Below are 16550 nucleotides of genomic sequence, written 5' to 3' on the forward strand. Positions count from 1 at the left end.
GTCAGATTCTAGAAAAAGAATGCTGATTAGCCCATAAAACGAGATGGAAAATAAAAAAGGTGATTTCATGGCGAATGATCAAGTGTTAACATCCGACCAAGTCATCGACAAGACCAGAAAGTATTTAAACGAAGAGCATGTGGAATTAGTCAAGAAGGCATATGATTTTGCTAAGCATGCTCATCGTGATCAATATCGTAAATCAGGTGAGCCATATATTATCCATCCAATCCAGGTCGCCGGCATTTTGGCCGATTTGGAAATGGATCCATCAACGGTGGCCGCAGGTTTTCTTCACGACGTCGTTGAGGATACGAATGTTTCCTTGAAGGATATTGAACATACTTTTAATGCCGAAGTGGCTATGCTTGTCGATGGGGTTACGAAACTGGGGAAAATTAAATATAAATCTCATGAGGAACAGCAGGCGGAGAACCATCGGAAAATGTTCGTGGCCATGGCACAGGACATCAGGGTTATCCTTATTAAGCTTGCCGACCGTTTGCATAATATGCGGACGTTAAAGCATCTTCCGTTGGAAAAGCAGCGTCGGATTGCCAATGAGACACTTGAAATATTTGCCCCTTTAGCCCATCGTCTTGGTATTTCAACAATTAAGTGGGAGCTTGAGGATACTGCATTACGATATTTAAATCCGCAGCAATATTACCGGATCGTCAACTTAATGAAGAAGAAGCGGGCGGAGCGGGAGCAATATCTTGACGATGTTATTGACGAAGTGAAGGAGCGCCTTTCTGATGTCTCCATTAAAGCAGATCTTTCTGGACGTCCCAAGCATATTTACAGCATTTATCGAAAAATGGCCTTGCAGAACAAGCAATTCAGTGAAATTTATGACTTGCTCGCCGTTCGGATTGTCGTAAATAGCATAAAGGATTGCTACGCCGTTTTAGGAATTATCCATACGTGCTGGAAGCCAATGCCGGGACGTTTCAAGGATTATATTGCGATGCCGAAGCCGAATATGTATCAGTCCCTTCATACAACAGTTATCGGTCCAAAGGGCGATCCGCTTGAGGTGCAGATTCGTACGTCTGATATGCACCGCATTGCCGAGTTTGGGGTTGCCGCCCATTGGGCCTATAAAGAGGGGAAATCTCTCAGCGAAAGTTCTTCTTTTGAACAAAAGCTGACTTGGTTTAGAGAAATTCTAGAGTTTCAGAACGATACAGCCAATGCCGAAGAGTTTATGGAATCATTAAAAATTGACCTATTCTCGGATATGGTGTTTATCTTTACACCAAAGGGTGATGTAATTGAATTGCCGTCCGGTTCCGTTCCGATTGACTTTGCTTACCGGATACACTCCGAAATCGGGAATAAGACAATCGGGGCCAAAGTAAACGGCAAAATGGTTACGCTTGATTATCGGCTTAAAACAGGCGATATTATAGAAATATTAACCTCCAAGCATTCTTATGGACCAAGTCAGGACTGGTTGAAGCTGGCGCAAACATCGCAGGCGAAAAATAAGATTCGCGCTTTCTTTAAGAAGCAGCGCCGCGATGAAAATGTCGTCAAGGGCAGAGAGCTGGTTGAAAAAGAAATCCGGAATTTGGAGTTTGATATTAAAGAAATTTTAACGCCAGACAATCTTAAAAAAGTAGCCGAAAAATTTAATTTTACCAATGAAGAGGATATGTATGCAGCTGTTGGCTATAATGGGGTAACTGCCCTTCAGGTGGCCAATCGCTTAACGGAAAAATGGCGCAAAAAACGAGATCAGGAGCAGTCAGCAAGTCTTGCCAATGCGATTACTGATTTAAAGGCGTTCCCGCAGTCTAAAAAGCGGGAATCCGGAGTCCGTGTCCAAGGTATTGATAATCTGCTAATCCGCCTGTCCAGGTGCTGTAATCCTGTTCCAGGGGACGAAATTGTCGGCTATATTACGAAAGGGCGCGGCGTTTCCGTTCACCGTTCGGATTGTACGAATATTGACACCGGTGATGCCCAGTCGAGACTTATTCAGGTAGAATGGGAATCTGCCTTAAATGACCGGAAAGAATACAATGTTGATATTGAAATCAGCGGCTATGACCGGAGAGGGCTGTTAAATGAGGTTCTGCAGGCTGTGAACGAGACGAAAACAAATATCTCTGCCGTATCCGGCAAAACGGACCGCAATAAGATGGCGATGATTAACATGTCCATTGCGATTCATAATGTCGCTCATTTACAAAAGGTCGTTGAACGAATTAAACAGATTTCCGATATTTACTCGGTTCGCCGGATGATGAATTAAAGGAGTTTTTGTGATGCGAATAGTAGTTCAACGTAGCAAGGCGGCCAAGGTGACGGTGGGTGGCGAGGTGATTGGGCAGATTGAGAAAGGTCTTGTCCTGCTTGTTGGAGTCACCCATGACGATAAGATAGAGGATGCTGCTTATCTTGCAGATAAAATCGTCAATTTAAGAATTTTTGAGGATGCGAACGAAAAAATGAACATGTCCTTGCTGGATGTTGGCGGGGAGATTTTGTCCGTTTCGCAATTTACCCTTTACGGGGATTGCAGCAACGGAAGACGGCCAAGCTTCATCAAAGCGGCGAGACCCGAATATGCGGTGGAAATTTATGAAACCTTCAATCGTTTATTACGTGAAAAAGGTGTTCATGTCGAAACCGGTCAATTCGGGGCTATGATGGATGTGCAGTTAACTAACGACGGCCCGGTAACGTTAATTGTCGAAAGTAAATAACTGCTTTCATGCGTTAAAAAGAGACTGACCTGGTCAGTCTCTTTTAGCTAATAGGAAGTATAAATTTTCACAAATTTATACTTTCCTAACGCATAAATTCAACTACGCCTCTGTCTTCGTCCTATCGGACTCGCCAATCGGCGAGTTTTCATTTAATTTGCCTTGAAATATCTTGCAAGTCCCTCGTATAACCCTGATGCTGCATTTTCTTGGTAAGTGCTTGAGTTCAAAGTCATTTCTTCTTCCGGGTTGCTTAAATAACCTAACTCCATAAGCACAGCTTTTTGATTATTTTCCCGAATGACATGATAATCGCCAATGCGAACTCCGCGATTTTTCAGTTTAGCTTGTCCTACCGCAGCGTTGTATAAGGTGTCAGCCAGATTTCTTTGATAGACATGATAATAATAGCCTGTAATTCCGCGCACGCTTCGATCTAAGTCACTGTCATAATGGAGACTGACGAACGCATCGGCATTATATGAATGGGCCATTCCAACCCGTGACTGCAGGGAGATAAAGGAATCGTTGTTTCTTGTAAGATAAACATTTGCTCCGGCTGCCTTCAATTTATCATATAAAAGACGTGCAGTCCGAAGTGTCAAATCCTTTTCTAATGTCCCGCCCGCTCCCGTTGTTCCGTTGTCTCCGCCGCCGTGGCCAGGGTCAAGGACAATCGTTTTATTTTTCAAATACCCTTCTGCTCCCGCTTTCTCAATCTGCGGTGCAGAGCCGTTAGCCGAGACGACCCAGCCGGCTATATAAGCAGTACTTCCATCTTTAAGTTTAATTTCATACCAATCATTCTGCACGCTGCTGACAGAATAAGTTTCTCCTTCATTTGCACGCACCACTACATCTGATTGTACGCTAGGCGATTTACGGATGTTAGTTCCATTTTGCAGAATGCTGATGGCATTTTCCTTTACAGTTTGGCCAGCATCCGCAGAGGTTTTTGTTCCTGTCTTATCCAGATAAAAACCGGATATCCAGCCGAAGCTGCCGGATTTCAACTCTATTTTTGCCCAGTTATTGTTCTCTTCAACGATAGTAAAGCGCTGTCCTCTTGTAACTGTTCCAATGACTGAGGAATTTAAAGTGGCCTCGGAGCGAACTCTTAAACTATCGGCCGTAACCAAACCGGATATACCGGTTGTTTGCTTACTTTTAGCTGTATTTTTTGAGGCCTCTGAATCAAGGTTAATAAATTCAGCGCTGACCCAGCCCTTCACATTTAAATAGCTAACCTGTACCCATTTATTTTGCTGGGATAAAATCGCCACACTTGTCCCTTTTGTCAGTTTCCCGATAACCGGACTTGCTGCATCTGGTGACTGCCTTACATTTAACGTGTCGCCAATTACACTGCCCGTATCGGTACCGGCACGAGTACTTGTTTTACTACCAGCATTAGTAGTTGAACTATTTTCCTGCTGACCCGCTGCTTTTAAATCAATAAATTCCTTCGCAACCCAGCCCTCTCCGAACATTGAGGAGATTTTGTACCAATTTTCATTTTGGTCAATTACCTTAACCTCTTGCCCTTTTGTTAAAGAACCGATGACGCGGAAGCTTGTCCCTGGGCCGGTTCGGATTCTTAATTGATTGGAATTGGCAGTTGCAGCAGATTGACTGGAAGAGGAGACGGCCTTGGCTGTTTGTTCATTATCCTTTGTTACGAGCCAATTGACTACCCAGCCTGTTTTGGCAAAGGAAACTTGAATTTGTATCCATTCGCCTTGTTCTTTTACGATTGGAAATGTTTCGCCGCGGTTCACTTGCTTCAATAATGGATAGCTTAAACCGGGACCGGTGCGTACATTAAGCGAATCCACAGCAATCGATACGCTGCCGCTTGCAGCGCTGCTTTTTCCTTCAGGCAGGAAGGCCCCCAAAAAAAGAATGATAGATAATAATAGCAGACTTAACCTTCTGTGCATATCTTCCTCCTTTACCATTTTATTTTAACGTAAAATGTACTGAAAATCATTCCTTAAATGGTCATTTTTGGGTAACCTTTTTCGAAAAAACGAAATAGCATGAAATTTTTTCTCCACTGATGGAAATAATAAACACAAAAGGAAGTTTAACAGGGGGGATTTGCGATGCGGTCAAGTGACAAGGGAATGAACATCCAATCGATGAATGGCCGGCTGTTCGGAATGGATTTCCATGATTTTATTGAAAAAGAACAGCATTCTGGTTCCTATGAGCTTGCATCTGAATTTGGATTAACGATGAGGGATGTTAGAAAGCTAAAAAAACGTTTGGAGCGATCTTAAAACTTGCTTGACAAAAGTTGCTGTTGCTCCGTATTATTATTAAATAATCAAAATATTATTTGCATAAAACCAATGATGGAGCATAGTAGTTAAGTCAATCCATGAAAAGAGAGAAAATGCCCTGGGCTGAAAGCATTTTTGCATGAATCTTAATGAATGAACACTCCGTAGGTTTCTCTCTGAAAAAGGTTGTCCCTCTATTAGGAGAAGAACGTGACAGGCGTTAACTGTTTGAGAGGAAGCCGCTGAACTTCAGCGCGCTTCAACTAGGGTGGCACCGCGGAATAAACTTCCGTCCCTTGTTTTTATACAAGGGATGGGAGTTTTTTATTTTGCCTAAAAACATCCATACATAAAAAATTATTACAAAGGAGGTCTTCGACTATGTCGATTAACATACCAAGAGGAACGCAAGATATATTGCCTGGCGAAGTGGAGCTGTGGCAAAGGATTGAGAAAAAGGCAAGAGAACTTTGTGAAAAGTATCAATACCAGGAAATCCGAACACCTATTTTTGAACATACGGACCTTTTTTCCAGAGGTGTCGGTGACACGACGGATATCGTTCAAAAGGAGATGTATACTTTTGAAGATCGTGGCGGCCGCAGTATTACCCTAAGACCTGAAGGAACGGCATCTACGGTACGGGCATTTGTGGAGAAAAAGATGTTTGGGCTTCCCGGCCAGCCGGTCAAGCTTTATTATATGGGGCCAATGTTCCGCTATGAACGTCCCCAATCTGGCCGTTTCCGCCAATTTGTCCAATTTGGGGTTGAAGCATTAGGCAGCAACGACCCGGCGATTGATGCAGAAGTCATTTCGCTTGCGATGAATCTATATAAAGAAATGGGCTTATCAAAGCTGAAGCTGATTATTAACAGCCTTGGTGACAAGGAGAGCCGAAATACGCACCGTGAGGCGTTAATCAATCATTTCAAACCAAGAATCGGTGAGTTTTGTTCGGACTGTCAAAACCGTTTGGAAAAAAATCCGCTTCGAATTTTGGATTGCAAGCAGGACCGCGACCATGAGCTAATGAAGACGGCTCCGTCCATCATTGATTATCTCAATGAAGAATCCAAAGCTTATTTTGGAAAAGTACAGCAGTATTTAACCCATCTTAATATTGAATTTGAGGTTGACCCAAACCTTGTCCGTGGTCTGGATTATTACAACCACACTGCCTTTGAAATTATGAGTAATGCCGAGGGCTTTGGTGCCATTACGACACTCTGCGGGGGCGGCCGCTATAACGGGTTGGTGGAGGAAATCGGCGGTCCGGAAACGCCGGGCATCGGTTTTGCTTTGAGTATTGAGCGTTTCATTGCCGCTCTTAAAGCAGAAGGCATTGAAATGGAAATCAATCAAGGGATTGACTGCTACCTTGCCGCACTTGGAGAGGAAGCAAAGGATTATACAGTCGGCCTTCTGCAACAGCTTCGTTTGGCTGGTTTTTCCGCAGAGCGGGATTATTTAAATCGAAAAATTAAAGCGCAATTCAAGGCTGCTGACCGATTACAAGCTCGTTATGTAGCAGTACTTGGCGATGATGAATTAAAAAACAATAAAATTAATGTAAAAAATATGGAGACAGGTGAACAGGTAGAGGTTGAACTGGATTCCCTCGTCAACTATTTTCAAGGTTTAAAAGCATAAAGGAGGATTTTTAGCATGTTTGGGAGATCGTATTTTTGCGGTGAAGTTCCAGAGACCGCAGTTGGGGAAAAAGTAACATTAAAGGGCTGGGTTCAAAGAAGACGCGACCTTGGCGGATTAATTTTTATCGATTTGCGCGACAGATCCGGCATTGTTCAGATTGTTTTCAATCCGGATGTTTCAAAAGAAGCTTTAGAAACTGCGGAAAAAATCCGTAATGAATATGTTCTTGATGTAGTCGGCACAGTCATTGCCCGCGAACCTGGAACAATTAATGAAAATCTTAAAACGGGAAAAATTGAAGTTCAAGCAGAAAAGGTAACGATCATTAACGAGGCAAAAACACCTCCATTTACCATTTCTGACAGGACTGACGCTTCTGAGGATGTCCGCCTGAAATACCGTTATTTAGACTTCCGCCGTCCGGTCATTTTTGAAACATTAAAGATGCGTCACCAAGTGACAAAAGAAATCAGGAACTTCCTTGATGCGGAAGGTTTTTTGGATATTGAAACACCGATTTTGACCAAAAGTACACCAGAAGGAGCCCGTGATTATTTAGTTCCAAGCCGCGTGCATCCTGGTGAATTCTACGCACTGCCGCAATCACCGCAGCTGTTTAAGCAATTATTGATGGTCGGCGGCGTAGAACGCTACTATCAAATTGCCCGCTGCTTCCGCGACGAAGACTTGCGTGCAGACCGCCAGCCGGAATTCACACAAATCGATATTGAAACAAGCTTTTTAAGTCAAGAGGACATTATGGCCTTGATGGAAAAAATGATGTCCAAACTGATGAAGGAAGTAAAAGGTGTAGAGGTGTCAGCGCCATTCCCGCGCATGGGCTATGACGAGGCGATGAGCCGCTTCGGTTCAGATAAGCCGGATACCCGCTTTGGTTTGGAGTTAGTGGATGTATCTGAAATCGTGAAAGAGTCTGGATTTAAAGTGTTTGCTTCGGCAGTTTCAAGCGGCGGCCAAGTGAAGGCAATCAATGTAAAAGGCGCGGCAGATAAATACTCCCGTAAAGATATCGATGCACTTACTGAATTTGTGGCTGTTTACGGAGCGAAAGGTCTTGCTTGGCTTAAAGCAGAAGCAGATGGACTAAAAGGGCCGATTGCAAAGTTCTTCTCTGAAGAAGATGCTGCAGCCCTGAAAGCTACACTAGAGGCTTCCGAAGGTGACCTACTGCTGTTTGTAGCTGATAAAAAGAGTGTAGTAGCTGACTCGCTGGGAGCGTTACGGTTAAAGCTTGGCAAGGAATTAGAGCTAATCGACCAAAGCCTGTTCAATTTCTTATGGGTGACAGACTGGCCGCTGCTTGAATTCTCAGAAGAAGATGGCCGCTATTATGCTGCCCATCATCCGTTCACGATGCCTTTTAGAGAAGACCTGGAGTACTTAGATACTGAACCTTCCAAAGTCCGCGCTCAAGCCTATGACCTTGTATTAAACGGCTATGAGCTAGGCGGCGGGTCGTTAAGAATTTTTGAACGGGATATTCAGGAGAAAATGTTCAGTGTTCTTGGTTTCACACCTGAACAGGCCAAAGAACAATTTGGCTTCCTGCTGAATGCCTTTGAATACGGTACACCACCGCATGGCGGAATCGCCCTTGGACTCGACAGATTGGTGATGCTGTTAGCTGGCAGCACCAACCTTCGCGATACGATTGCCTTCCCTAAGACAGCGAGCGCAAGCGACCTGCTAATGGCAGCACCAAGCGAGGTTTCCGAGGCCCAATTACAGGAACTCAATTTGTCACTAAAAATTAATAAATAGCAGGCATTAGCTTACATGGTCACCTTGAAGGTGCTTTGAAAATATGCTATGATTAAGTCAATCAAGAAGAGTCCTGAAATGTACGTTGTGTTACCTGAAGTTTTGACCGAACATTGTTTATTTGGGAGTCCGGAGTTTTCTGAATGCGTAAATGCCCCACTCCATTGCGAGTAAGGGGACTTACAATAACAGGAATAGGACACCCCCCTGCTGAGTGCGGGATCAAAACGAAGGATCAAAAAGCGACGGCACCATTGGGACTCTTCGTTTTTTTCACAAACACACCTTCTGTCATTGATGGCAGAAGGTTTTTATTTTAAAAATGGTATATTGCTATATGTAATCGACCAATCCAAAGGGAATTTGACTACCTGGTCGCAAAAAGGGGTTATATGAGCCCGAACATAATGGAAAATGCGCCAACACGGTAGTATAAAATGGTTATATGAGCCCGAATACATGGAAAATGCGCCAACACGGTAGTATAAAATGGTTATATGAGCCCGACACGTGGAAAATGCGCCAGCTTGGTTGTATAGAGGGGTTATATGAGCCCGAACACATGGAAAATGCGCCAACTTGGTAGTGTAGAGGGGTTATATGAGCCCGAACACATGGAAAATGCGCCAACTTGTGTAGAGGGGTTATATGAGCCCGAACACATGGAAAATGCGCCAACTCGGTAGCATAGAAGGGTTATATGAGCCCGAACAGATGGAAAATGCGCCAGCTCGGTAACATAGAAGGGTTATATGAGCCCGAACACATGGAAAATGCGCCAACTTGGTAGTGTAGAGGGGTTATATGAGCCCGAACACATGGAAAATGCGCCAACTTGGTAGTGTAGAGGGGTTATATGAGCCCGAACACATGAAAAATGCGCCAACTTGGTAGTGTAGAGGGGTTATATGAGCCCGAATACATGGAAAATGCGCCAACTTGGTAGCATAGAGGGGTTATATGAGCCCGAATACATGGAAAATGCGCCAACTTGGTAGCATAGAGGGGTTATATGAGCCCGAATACATGGAAAATGCGCCAATATGGTAGCATAGAAGGGTTATATGAGCCCGAACACATGGAAAATGCGCCAGCTCGGTAGCATAGAAGGGTTATATGAGCCCGAACACATGGAAAATGCGCCAGCTCGGTAGCATGGAGGGGGTTATATGTGCCCTATCGCTTGGAAATGGAGGGATTAACCATGAAGACGCTCTATTTTGATTGTACTTTTGGCATTGCCGGGGACAGGGCTTTGGCCGCACTAATCGATTTAGGAGCCGACATCTCTTACATAGTTGATCATTTGAGAAAGTTACCAATAGAGCCGTTTGGAATCGAAGTACATAACAGGACGAATCAAGGCATTGCTGCAAAAAAAATAAGCATCTTTTACCAATCGGAAAAAAATCAACATCAGAGTACGCATGAGATATCTAAAATAATTGCAGAAAGTGAGCTCCCAGTTAAAACAATGGAATGCAGTTTGGCAATATTTCATGAATTCGCAAATGCCAAAGGAAAGCTAAATGGTATCGACTCCAATGAGGTTTATTTTGAAATAGCTTCTATAATCGAAATCATTGGCTTCTGCCTAGCGCTTGAAAGTCTCGAAATCACAGAAATATTGGCTTCTCCTGTTCCGGCAGGCTTTGGCCATAAGATGACGGTGCAAGGATCTTACCCGATACCGGCACCAACTACGCTTGAGCTGTTAAAAGGGATTCCGCTTGCAGAACTAAACCTCAAAGGAGAATTGACCACACCAACAGGGGCAGCAATCTTGCGGGCGCTTGTAAAAAAATTTATGCCTATTGGTGGTCTTATTGTTGACAAGGTGGGGTATGGTGCCGGTGAAAAAGACCACCCAAATGTCCTTCGAGCATTACTCATTTCGCCTTCGGACATTCAGCCAACCCCTAAGACTGTAACCAATCAGGATAGGGAATCTATCTATATATTGGAGGCCCAGCTTGATGATATGACTGGAGAGGGTCTTGGGTTTGCAATGGAACGTCTGCTGGCTGCAGGAGCACTTGATGTTTTTTATACCCCTGTTTACATGAAGAAAAATCGGCCAGGCACCCTTGTAACCGTTTTGGTATCCTTAAACCTGGCGGACCGCTGTGAACAAATTTTATTGGAAGAGACTACTACTTTAGGGGTCCGAAGAAGCATGTGGAGCCGCAATATCCTAGACAGGAGATTTATTGAGGTTGAAACCCCCTATGGGCCAATTAAGGTGAAGCAGGCATGCAGGGGGAATAAAATCCTCCACCAAGCACCGGAATATGAGGATGTTGCAAGAGCAGCAAGGGAGCAGCAGGTTGCGTTTCAACTCGTTTACCAATATGCGATGAAATTAGCGATGAGTCAAATGGGGGAATAAATATGGTTAATTTCCTTCCCATAAAAGCGGTTGTTTTGGCTGCTGGTACCTCCTCAAGGATGGGGGATTTTAAGCCTTTGCTGCCTATCCAAGGGATTCCCATGCTTGAACTGGTGCTAAGGAATGTTTTATCGTTCCCTTTTGAAAATGTGATGGCAATAATCGGACACAATGAAAATAAAATTAAAGATGCCATACATATTCCTGATCAGCGTTTTGAATGGGTTAGCAATATTAATTTTCATGAAGGTTTAAGCAGTTCAATAAAAACAGCTGTTCAGCAATGCAATGATGAAACATGCGGTCTAATGGTCTTTCTGGGCGATCAGCCTTTACTTAAGAAGTCAACCATACAACAAATGATCCAGACAATCTTGGAAACGAACGCAATTCAATCAAAGTACATTATTCAGCCAATCTACAACAGTATTCCAGGACATCCAGTTTTTATATCTTCACAGCTGTTTTTATATGTTGGTGAAATAACTGGAGATCAAGGGGCAAAGGCTATATTTAAGTTTGCCGATAAACATTTCCAAATTCCCATAGACGATGAAGGGACCATTTTAGATGCAGACACCTATGAGGATTATCAAGATATTATCCAAAAGATAAAAAAATCATTCTAGGTGCTTCTGTTTTCAGGAAAGTATGATATATTTTTTAAGGTGAAAAAATAATAAAATAAATCGAATTCAATTTTTGGAGTGAACACTATGCTGCATCAATTTTCTCGTAATGAGCTTGCAATTGGTAAAGAAGGCCTTGATATAATGAAAAACAGCACGGTTGCCGTATTAGGGATTGGCGGCGTCGGTTCTTTTGCCGCGGAGGCGCTTGCCCGTTCTGGAGTCGGCCGTCTAGTGTTGATAGATAAAGACGATGTTGACATTACTAATGTTAACCGCCAATTAATTGCCTTGCTGTCCACTGTAGGCAGACCTAAGGTTGAAATTATGGAGGAGCGGATTAAGGATATTAATCCCGATTGTGAAGTTATTTCCCTAAAGATGTTTTATACAGAGGAAACATATGAAGAAATTTTCGGCCACAAGTTAGATTTTGTTGTTGATGCTTCAGATACAATCATGTATAAAATCCATTTGATGAAAGAATGTTTAAAGCGAAATATCCCTATTATATCGAGTATGGGTGCAGCCAATAAAATGGATCCCACCCGCTTCAAAATTGCGGATATTTCAAAGACGCATACAGACCCGATTGCTAAGGTAATTAGAACAAAATTGCGTAAAGAACGAATTCACAAAGGCATTCCGGTTGTCTTCTCAGATGAAAGCCCGATTGTTATTCGTGAGGATGTTAGAAAAGTTGTTGGAAACGAAAAAGCTGAGATTCGGAAAGCCAAAATGCCGCCATCTTCTAATGCATTCGTGCCATCTGCATGTGGGTTAATCATGGCAAGCTATGTGGTCAGAGAATTACTAAAAGATATCAAAATCGTGCGCGTAGCAGATGAGAAATAGTTTACCAAGCTCTAAGCAAAAAATGCTTAGGGCTTTTTTTTGCTAAAAAATCATAAATGTCCCTAAAATTGGAAAGCTATAAAAAAATTGGGTGGGGTGGTTTATGATGAAAAAAAGCTTTTTAAAGCCGCTTCGCAATTTGTTTAAAACGGAACCTCAATTTTACGAACAATCAAACCAACAAAGAATTCATTTAAAAGAACAGGATATAAGCAGTCATTATGAGCAAAATTTAGAAACTTTTAAGTCCATCTTTTCAATTCCAAAAAACTTTGATGTCAAGATACACGACTTCACCATCCGTGCCCTTAATCGCCGTGCATTTTTACTGTACATCAGTACCATGGTCGACTTAGAACAAATTCGGAAAAATATTTTCGGGCCTCTTATTGAAAGCAATCAGCCAATAAGAGAGATTCAAGAGATTGTTACCTTCCCAATTGAGCGGACAAGCACCCAAATAGGAGAAATTACGGAGACCATCACCAGTGGCTTTACCGCGCTAATTATCGATGGTGATCCTCAATGTTATTTATTTGGAACATCGAAAGTCCAAGGACGCAGCATTGAAAAATCGGATAACGAAGTAATTGTCAGAGGGGCCAAGGAAGCCTTTAACGAAAAGCTGGTCGATAATATTTCGTTAATCCGGAAAAAGATTAAAAATGAAAACTTAATTATAGAGGCGCACGTCGTTTCTAAACGCTCCAGGAATGACGTGTTGATCGTTTATGAACAAGACCTAGTGAATGATGAATTGCTGAAGACGATAAAGGATAAGCTTGAATCTTTGAATACTGACAGTATTATCGATTTAAGCATATTGGAGCAGTACCTTGAGGAACGGCCAAGATCGTTGTTTCCGACCATTTTAAACACGGAACGCCCTGACCGGGCGGTGTCATTTATAGAAGAGGGCCACATTATTTTGTTGATGTCCAACTCGCCTAACTGCCTTGTTTTGCCGGCAACCTTTTGGGCCTTGTTCCATTCACCGGAAGACCATTACCTGCGGACACCGTATGGTAATTTCATTCGGCTTTTGCGATTTATGGCATTATTTATCTCAATGTTTTCCTCTTCCTTTTATATTGCGATAACAAACTATCATGTCGGGATGATTCCGCCTGATTTGTTGATGGCCATGGCTGGTACAAGAGAACGAGTCCCTTTCCCTTCCATCATTGAAATTCTCATGATGGAACTGGCCTTTGAACTGATTCGGGAAGCGGGACTGCGCGTGCCCTCTCCGATTGGGCCAACGATCGGGATTGTCGGAGCTTTGATTTTGGGCCAGGCTGCAGTTCAAGCCAACATTATCAGTCCAATTGTCATCATCGTCATTGCCTTAAGCGGGTTAAGTTCCTTTATTATCAGTGATACCAGTATGAATTTTGCGATTCGTTTATGCCGCTTTTTGTTTATTTTTGCCGCAGGCTTTATGGGGATTTATGGTATGGGGGCATTAATGGTTTTGGGTCTCTTTTATTTGGTTTCAATAAAGTCATTCGGTGTCCCTTACTTTGCACCGATGACCCCGCATTTCTCTTCGGGAAGGGACTTAATCATCCGTCCAGTACCTATGAATCAAAGGTTACGCCCGGGGTATCTAAAGCCGAAAGATATGGTGAAACAAAGAAAGGATTAAGATAAGCATGAAACAGCAGCGGGGAAAACTTGGTATTCGAGAGTATGTATCAATCGCGATTATGATGGTCGGTTTAAAAGCGACTGAAGAAACACCAGCCCGTTTATATAATATGGCCCAAAATGCGGCGTGGATGATTCCACTTTTATCGGCTGTATTCTTCTTCATCCCGCTCTTTTTGTTGATTAAAACAATGTCTTTATTTAAGGGGGAAAACTTGTTTTATGTGGTTCAAAAATTACTTGGCCGTTATTTTGGTTTTTTTGTTTGCCTTGTTATTTTTGTTCTCAGTTCATTTGCCTTTTCGTTCGATACGCGAGATTATTCCAATATCATTCGGGCATTTTATTTTAATACGACACCCTTGTTGGTTCTTTTTGCCATTTTAATGACGATTTGTGCTTATGGAGCGAAGAAAGGAATTCAGCATATCGGGTCGGTTTCTTATTTGATTATTTTTTATGTCATTATCTCTTTCATTGTTGCGTTATTATTAAGTACTCAAGATAGCAATATTCAAGCCTTGCTGCCAATTTGGGGGGCGGGAAAACTTGCTATTTTAAAGCAAAGCTCACAAAGAATATCGATGTTTGCTGAATTTTTTATGCTTACCATGCTTGTTCCTTACTTGAAGTCAAATAAGGAATTTCGTAAAGGCACTTGGATTGCCTATTTTTGTGTCAGTATTCAAACTAGTGTTGCAACGCTATTTTTCATTTGTTTAATGGACCAATCTTTAGGGGGAATGGGTTATCCATTTCATACGACGATTCGCTATATCTCACTGGGAAGTTATATTCCCAATATCGAAATATTCTTTTTTGTCATCTGGATAATGGGAGTCTTTATCCGTTTCGCTGCTTTTTTGTATATAATTGCCCTGATGTTTGGTCATATTTTCAAAATCAAGGACTTTGAATACTTGATTCCACTGCTTGCTACCCTTTATTTATTGATTGGTAATATGCCAAACAATCCAATTGAGGTGGCACAGGAACTAAAACCGTTGATTGGTACGATATCCGGTCCCGTGTTTTCTGCCATTGCCCTGCTATTATGGCTGTCTGCCTTGTTAAAAGGAGAATTTAAACATGCAAAAAACAAGAACAGTATGTAAATTTTTGTTGATAGTCGTGATTGCTTTTTCTTTAACAGGCTGCTGGGATCGTGAGGAAATGGAGGATAAATCCTATGTGATTGGACTTGGCATTGATCGTTCCTACCATAAAGGGAAAATCAAAGTGACCATGCTGCTTGCTAACCCGGAAGTAGGGAGTCAGCAAGGCGGCGGCGGTTCAACGGAAAAGCCTAGAGAGATTGTTTCCTTTGATGCCAACGATATCATTGCCGCAAAAGTGACGGCAAATTCGGTTGTCTCGCGAATTATTAGTTATGATTTATTAAAGATTATCGTGGTTTCCGAGGAATTTGCGAAGGATCCAAAATTTTATAATATCCTTAATGACGTAGTCTTTGATAAAGAAATTCGCATGAACGCCTATTTGGCAGTATCAAAAGAAAAGGCCGCTAAGTATTTTTTGAAAAATAAACCAAGAATGGAGACCCGGCCGCATAAGTACTTTCAATACATGATTGACCATGGTATAGAAAATGGTCTGATCCCCGATTCTACTCTTTTCCGCTTTTTTAAGACAACAGATGGAGGAGCCGACCTTTTTTTAGCGATGAACACATCAGCTGTTAGGGAAAAGCATCCTAAATTTAAAGGGGAAGATGAATATTTTGCCGGGCAGCTGAATGCATCCGGGGAGTTCGATGATACTCAATTTATCGGTTCGGCAGTGTTTAGAAACGGAGTAATGATTGGAAAGTTAACCGGTCAGGAAACAAGTATGGTCAATATTCTTGATGATACAACAAACATGAGTGATTTTTTTCTTGATATACCTAATCCCTTTCCAGGCAAACGAAAATCATTTGCCGTTAGAGTGATAAAAAAAGAAAACAATCAAGTCAAAATGGACCTAAAGGGGTCTCGTCCAAAGATTTTTATCAGCATACCCTTAAAATTTGAAATTATGTCAAATCCCTCGAGGATTGACTTTGCTAAAAGGAAAAATCAAGAAGTCTTAAAAAAGCAAATCGCCAGCCATTTTAAAACGGAACTTGAGAAGTTTTTGAAAAAAACACAAAAAGAATTAAAAGGTGCCCCATATCCGTTGTCTTTTTACGCTCGGAAATATTTTGGAACCAATCAGGAATTTGAAAAATTCAATTGGACGAAATCGTATTTAAAAGCAGAAATATCCGTATACCCCGAAGTTGAAATAATAGATTTCGGTAAAAGTCCAAAGAAAAACTTAAAGGTGGAGAAATAACGTGAGAATACTATCATTCGCTGTGTTGTTAGTCATTATCCTTTATTCCTTTGGTTTTGGCATAACATTGTGGAAGGAAAAACAAAAATTGGGGGCACTGGCCGTTTTTTTTCTTTGCCTGACCATTGTTGTCCTTCCGTTTTTTTCGATATTTTAATCATTTTCAGTCTCCAGCCCTAGTTTCTTTCCGTCTTCAGCCGTTTAATTCACTCCCAAAATTAAGTTAAGATCATTAGTGAATTAGTAGGAA

Annotated in this window: 13 protein-coding genes, 1 other RNA gene and 1 other annotated feature; of the genes, 13 read left to right on the forward strand and 1 reads right to left on the reverse strand. The window is 42.1% G+C overall.

The window, feature by feature from the left end; all coding sequences use genetic code 11:
- Positions 1 to 67 precede the first annotated feature (67 nt).
- Positions 68 to 2263, forward strand: a complete 2196-nt coding sequence (locus KHA99_RS24175; RefSeq protein WP_213120051.1) for a RelA/SpoT family protein — start codon at positions 68 to 70, stop codon at positions 2261 to 2263.
- A 13-nt stretch (positions 2264 to 2276) separates the two neighbouring features.
- The gene (gene dtd / locus KHA99_RS24180; RefSeq protein WP_213120052.1) at positions 2277 to 2717 is read left to right on the forward strand and encodes a D-aminoacyl-tRNA deacylase; all 441 of its coding nucleotides are present in this window, start codon (positions 2277 to 2279) and stop codon (positions 2715 to 2717) included.
- 152 nt (positions 2718 to 2869) lie between these two features.
- On the opposite strand, the gene KHA99_RS24185 is transcribed toward dtd, so the two are convergent.
- Positions 2870 to 4657 (reverse strand): N-acetylmuramoyl-L-alanine amidase family protein, encoded by a 1788-nt coding sequence (locus KHA99_RS24185; protein ID WP_213120053.1) that lies wholly within the window; start codon positions 4655 to 4657, stop codon positions 2870 to 2872.
- A 165-nt stretch (positions 4658 to 4822) separates the two neighbouring features.
- Between KHA99_RS24185 and KHA99_RS24190 the strand changes: the two genes are divergently transcribed.
- The 11 genes from KHA99_RS24190 (at position 4823) to KHA99_RS24240 (ending at position 16457) form a co-directional block, all read left to right on the forward strand.
- The gene (locus tag KHA99_RS24190; protein ID WP_213120054.1) at positions 4823 to 4999 is read left to right on the forward strand and encodes a hypothetical protein; all 177 of its coding nucleotides are present in this window, start codon (positions 4823 to 4825) and stop codon (positions 4997 to 4999) included.
- A gap of 63 nt (positions 5000 to 5062) precedes the next feature.
- Positions 5063 to 5302, forward strand: a binding site (T-box leader).
- An 81-nt stretch (positions 5303 to 5383) separates the two neighbouring features.
- Positions 5384 to 6655 (forward strand): histidine--tRNA ligase, encoded by a 1272-nt coding sequence (hisS, locus tag KHA99_RS24195; protein WP_213120055.1) that lies wholly within the window; start codon positions 5384 to 5386, stop codon positions 6653 to 6655.
- A 15-nt stretch (positions 6656 to 6670) separates the two neighbouring features.
- On the forward strand, positions 6671 to 8440 hold the full coding sequence (aspS, locus tag KHA99_RS24200; protein WP_213120056.1) for an aspartate--tRNA ligase: 1770 nt from the start codon (positions 6671 to 6673) through the stop codon (positions 8438 to 8440).
- 67 nt (positions 8441 to 8507) lie between these two features.
- Positions 8508 to 8705, forward strand: a non-coding RNA gene (gene ssrS / locus KHA99_RS24205) — 6S RNA.
- Between the two features lie 906 nt (positions 8706 to 9611).
- Complete coding sequence (gene larC2, locus KHA99_RS24210; RefSeq protein WP_307852162.1) at positions 9612 to 10829, forward strand: nickel pincer cofactor biosynthesis protein LarC2; 1218 nt, start codon at positions 9612 to 9614, stop codon at positions 10827 to 10829.
- A gap of 2 nt (positions 10830 to 10831) precedes the next feature.
- Positions 10832 to 11458 (forward strand): nucleotidyltransferase family protein, encoded by a 627-nt coding sequence (locus KHA99_RS24215; protein WP_213120057.1) that lies wholly within the window; start codon positions 10832 to 10834, stop codon positions 11456 to 11458.
- A gap of 87 nt (positions 11459 to 11545) precedes the next feature.
- Positions 11546 to 12313, forward strand: a complete 768-nt coding sequence (locus tag KHA99_RS24220; protein ID WP_213120058.1) for a tRNA threonylcarbamoyladenosine dehydratase — start codon at positions 11546 to 11548, stop codon at positions 12311 to 12313.
- 106 nt (positions 12314 to 12419) lie between these two features.
- Complete coding sequence (locus KHA99_RS24225) at positions 12420 to 13961, forward strand: spore germination protein (protein ID WP_213120059.1); 1542 nt, start codon at positions 12420 to 12422, stop codon at positions 13959 to 13961.
- A 7-nt stretch (positions 13962 to 13968) separates the two neighbouring features.
- Positions 13969 to 15078: a GerAB/ArcD/ProY family transporter gene (locus KHA99_RS24230; RefSeq protein ID WP_213120060.1), complete on the forward strand. Its 1110-nt coding sequence runs from the start codon at positions 13969 to 13971 to the stop codon at positions 15076 to 15078.
- Positions 15053 to 16300, forward strand: coding sequence for a Ger(x)C family spore germination protein (locus KHA99_RS24235; RefSeq protein WP_213120061.1), 1248 nt, complete (start codon positions 15053 to 15055; stop codon positions 16298 to 16300). The genes KHA99_RS24230 and KHA99_RS24235 overlap by 26 nt, the downstream gene beginning before the upstream one ends.
- 1 nt (position 16301) lies before the next feature.
- Positions 16302 to 16457 (forward strand): hypothetical protein, encoded by a 156-nt coding sequence (locus KHA99_RS24240; RefSeq protein WP_213120062.1) that lies wholly within the window; start codon positions 16302 to 16304, stop codon positions 16455 to 16457.
- The last annotated feature ends 93 nt before the right edge of the window (positions 16458 to 16550 follow it).

It is taken from the genome of Neobacillus rhizophilus (assembly GCF_018343535.1).
GTDB lineage: Bacteria > Bacillota > Bacilli > Bacillales > Cytobacillaceae > Neobacillus > Neobacillus rhizophilus.

What these genes read in the sequence shown, in the direction of transcription:
- KHA99_RS24225 (WP_213120059.1), top strand. Translation starts at nt 12,420, where the DNA reads ATGAAAAAAAGCTTTTTAAAGCCGCTTCGCAATTTGTTTAAAACGGAA.
- KHA99_RS24215 (WP_213120057.1), top strand. Translation starts at nt 10,832, where the DNA reads ATGGTTAATTTCCTTCCCATAAAAGCGGTTGTTTTGGCTGCTGGTACC.
- KHA99_RS24220 (WP_213120058.1), top strand. Translation starts at nt 11,546, where the DNA reads ATGCTGCATCAATTTTCTCGTAATGAGCTTGCAATTGGTAAAGAAGGC.
- KHA99_RS24175 (WP_213120051.1), top strand. Translation starts at nt 68, where the DNA reads ATGGCGAATGATCAAGTGTTAACATCCGACCAAGTCATCGACAAGACC.
- hisS (WP_213120055.1), top strand. Translation starts at nt 5,384, where the DNA reads ATGTCGATTAACATACCAAGAGGAACGCAAGATATATTGCCTGGCGAA.
- KHA99_RS24190 (WP_213120054.1), top strand. Translation starts at nt 4,823, where the DNA reads ATGCGGTCAAGTGACAAGGGAATGAACATCCAATCGATGAATGGCCGG.
- dtd (WP_213120052.1), top strand. Translation starts at nt 2,277, where the DNA reads ATGCGAATAGTAGTTCAACGTAGCAAGGCGGCCAAGGTGACGGTGGGT.
- KHA99_RS24235 (WP_213120061.1), top strand. Translation starts at nt 15,053, where the DNA reads ATGCAAAAAACAAGAACAGTATGTAAATTTTTGTTGATAGTCGTGATT.
- KHA99_RS24185 (WP_213120053.1), bottom strand. Translation starts at nt 4,657, where the DNA reads ATGCACAGAAGGTTAAGTCTGCTATTATTATCTATCATTCTTTTTTTG.
- KHA99_RS24230 (WP_213120060.1), top strand. Translation starts at nt 13,969, where the DNA reads ATGAAACAGCAGCGGGGAAAACTTGGTATTCGAGAGTATGTATCAATC.
- aspS (WP_213120056.1), top strand. Translation starts at nt 6,671, where the DNA reads ATGTTTGGGAGATCGTATTTTTGCGGTGAAGTTCCAGAGACCGCAGTT.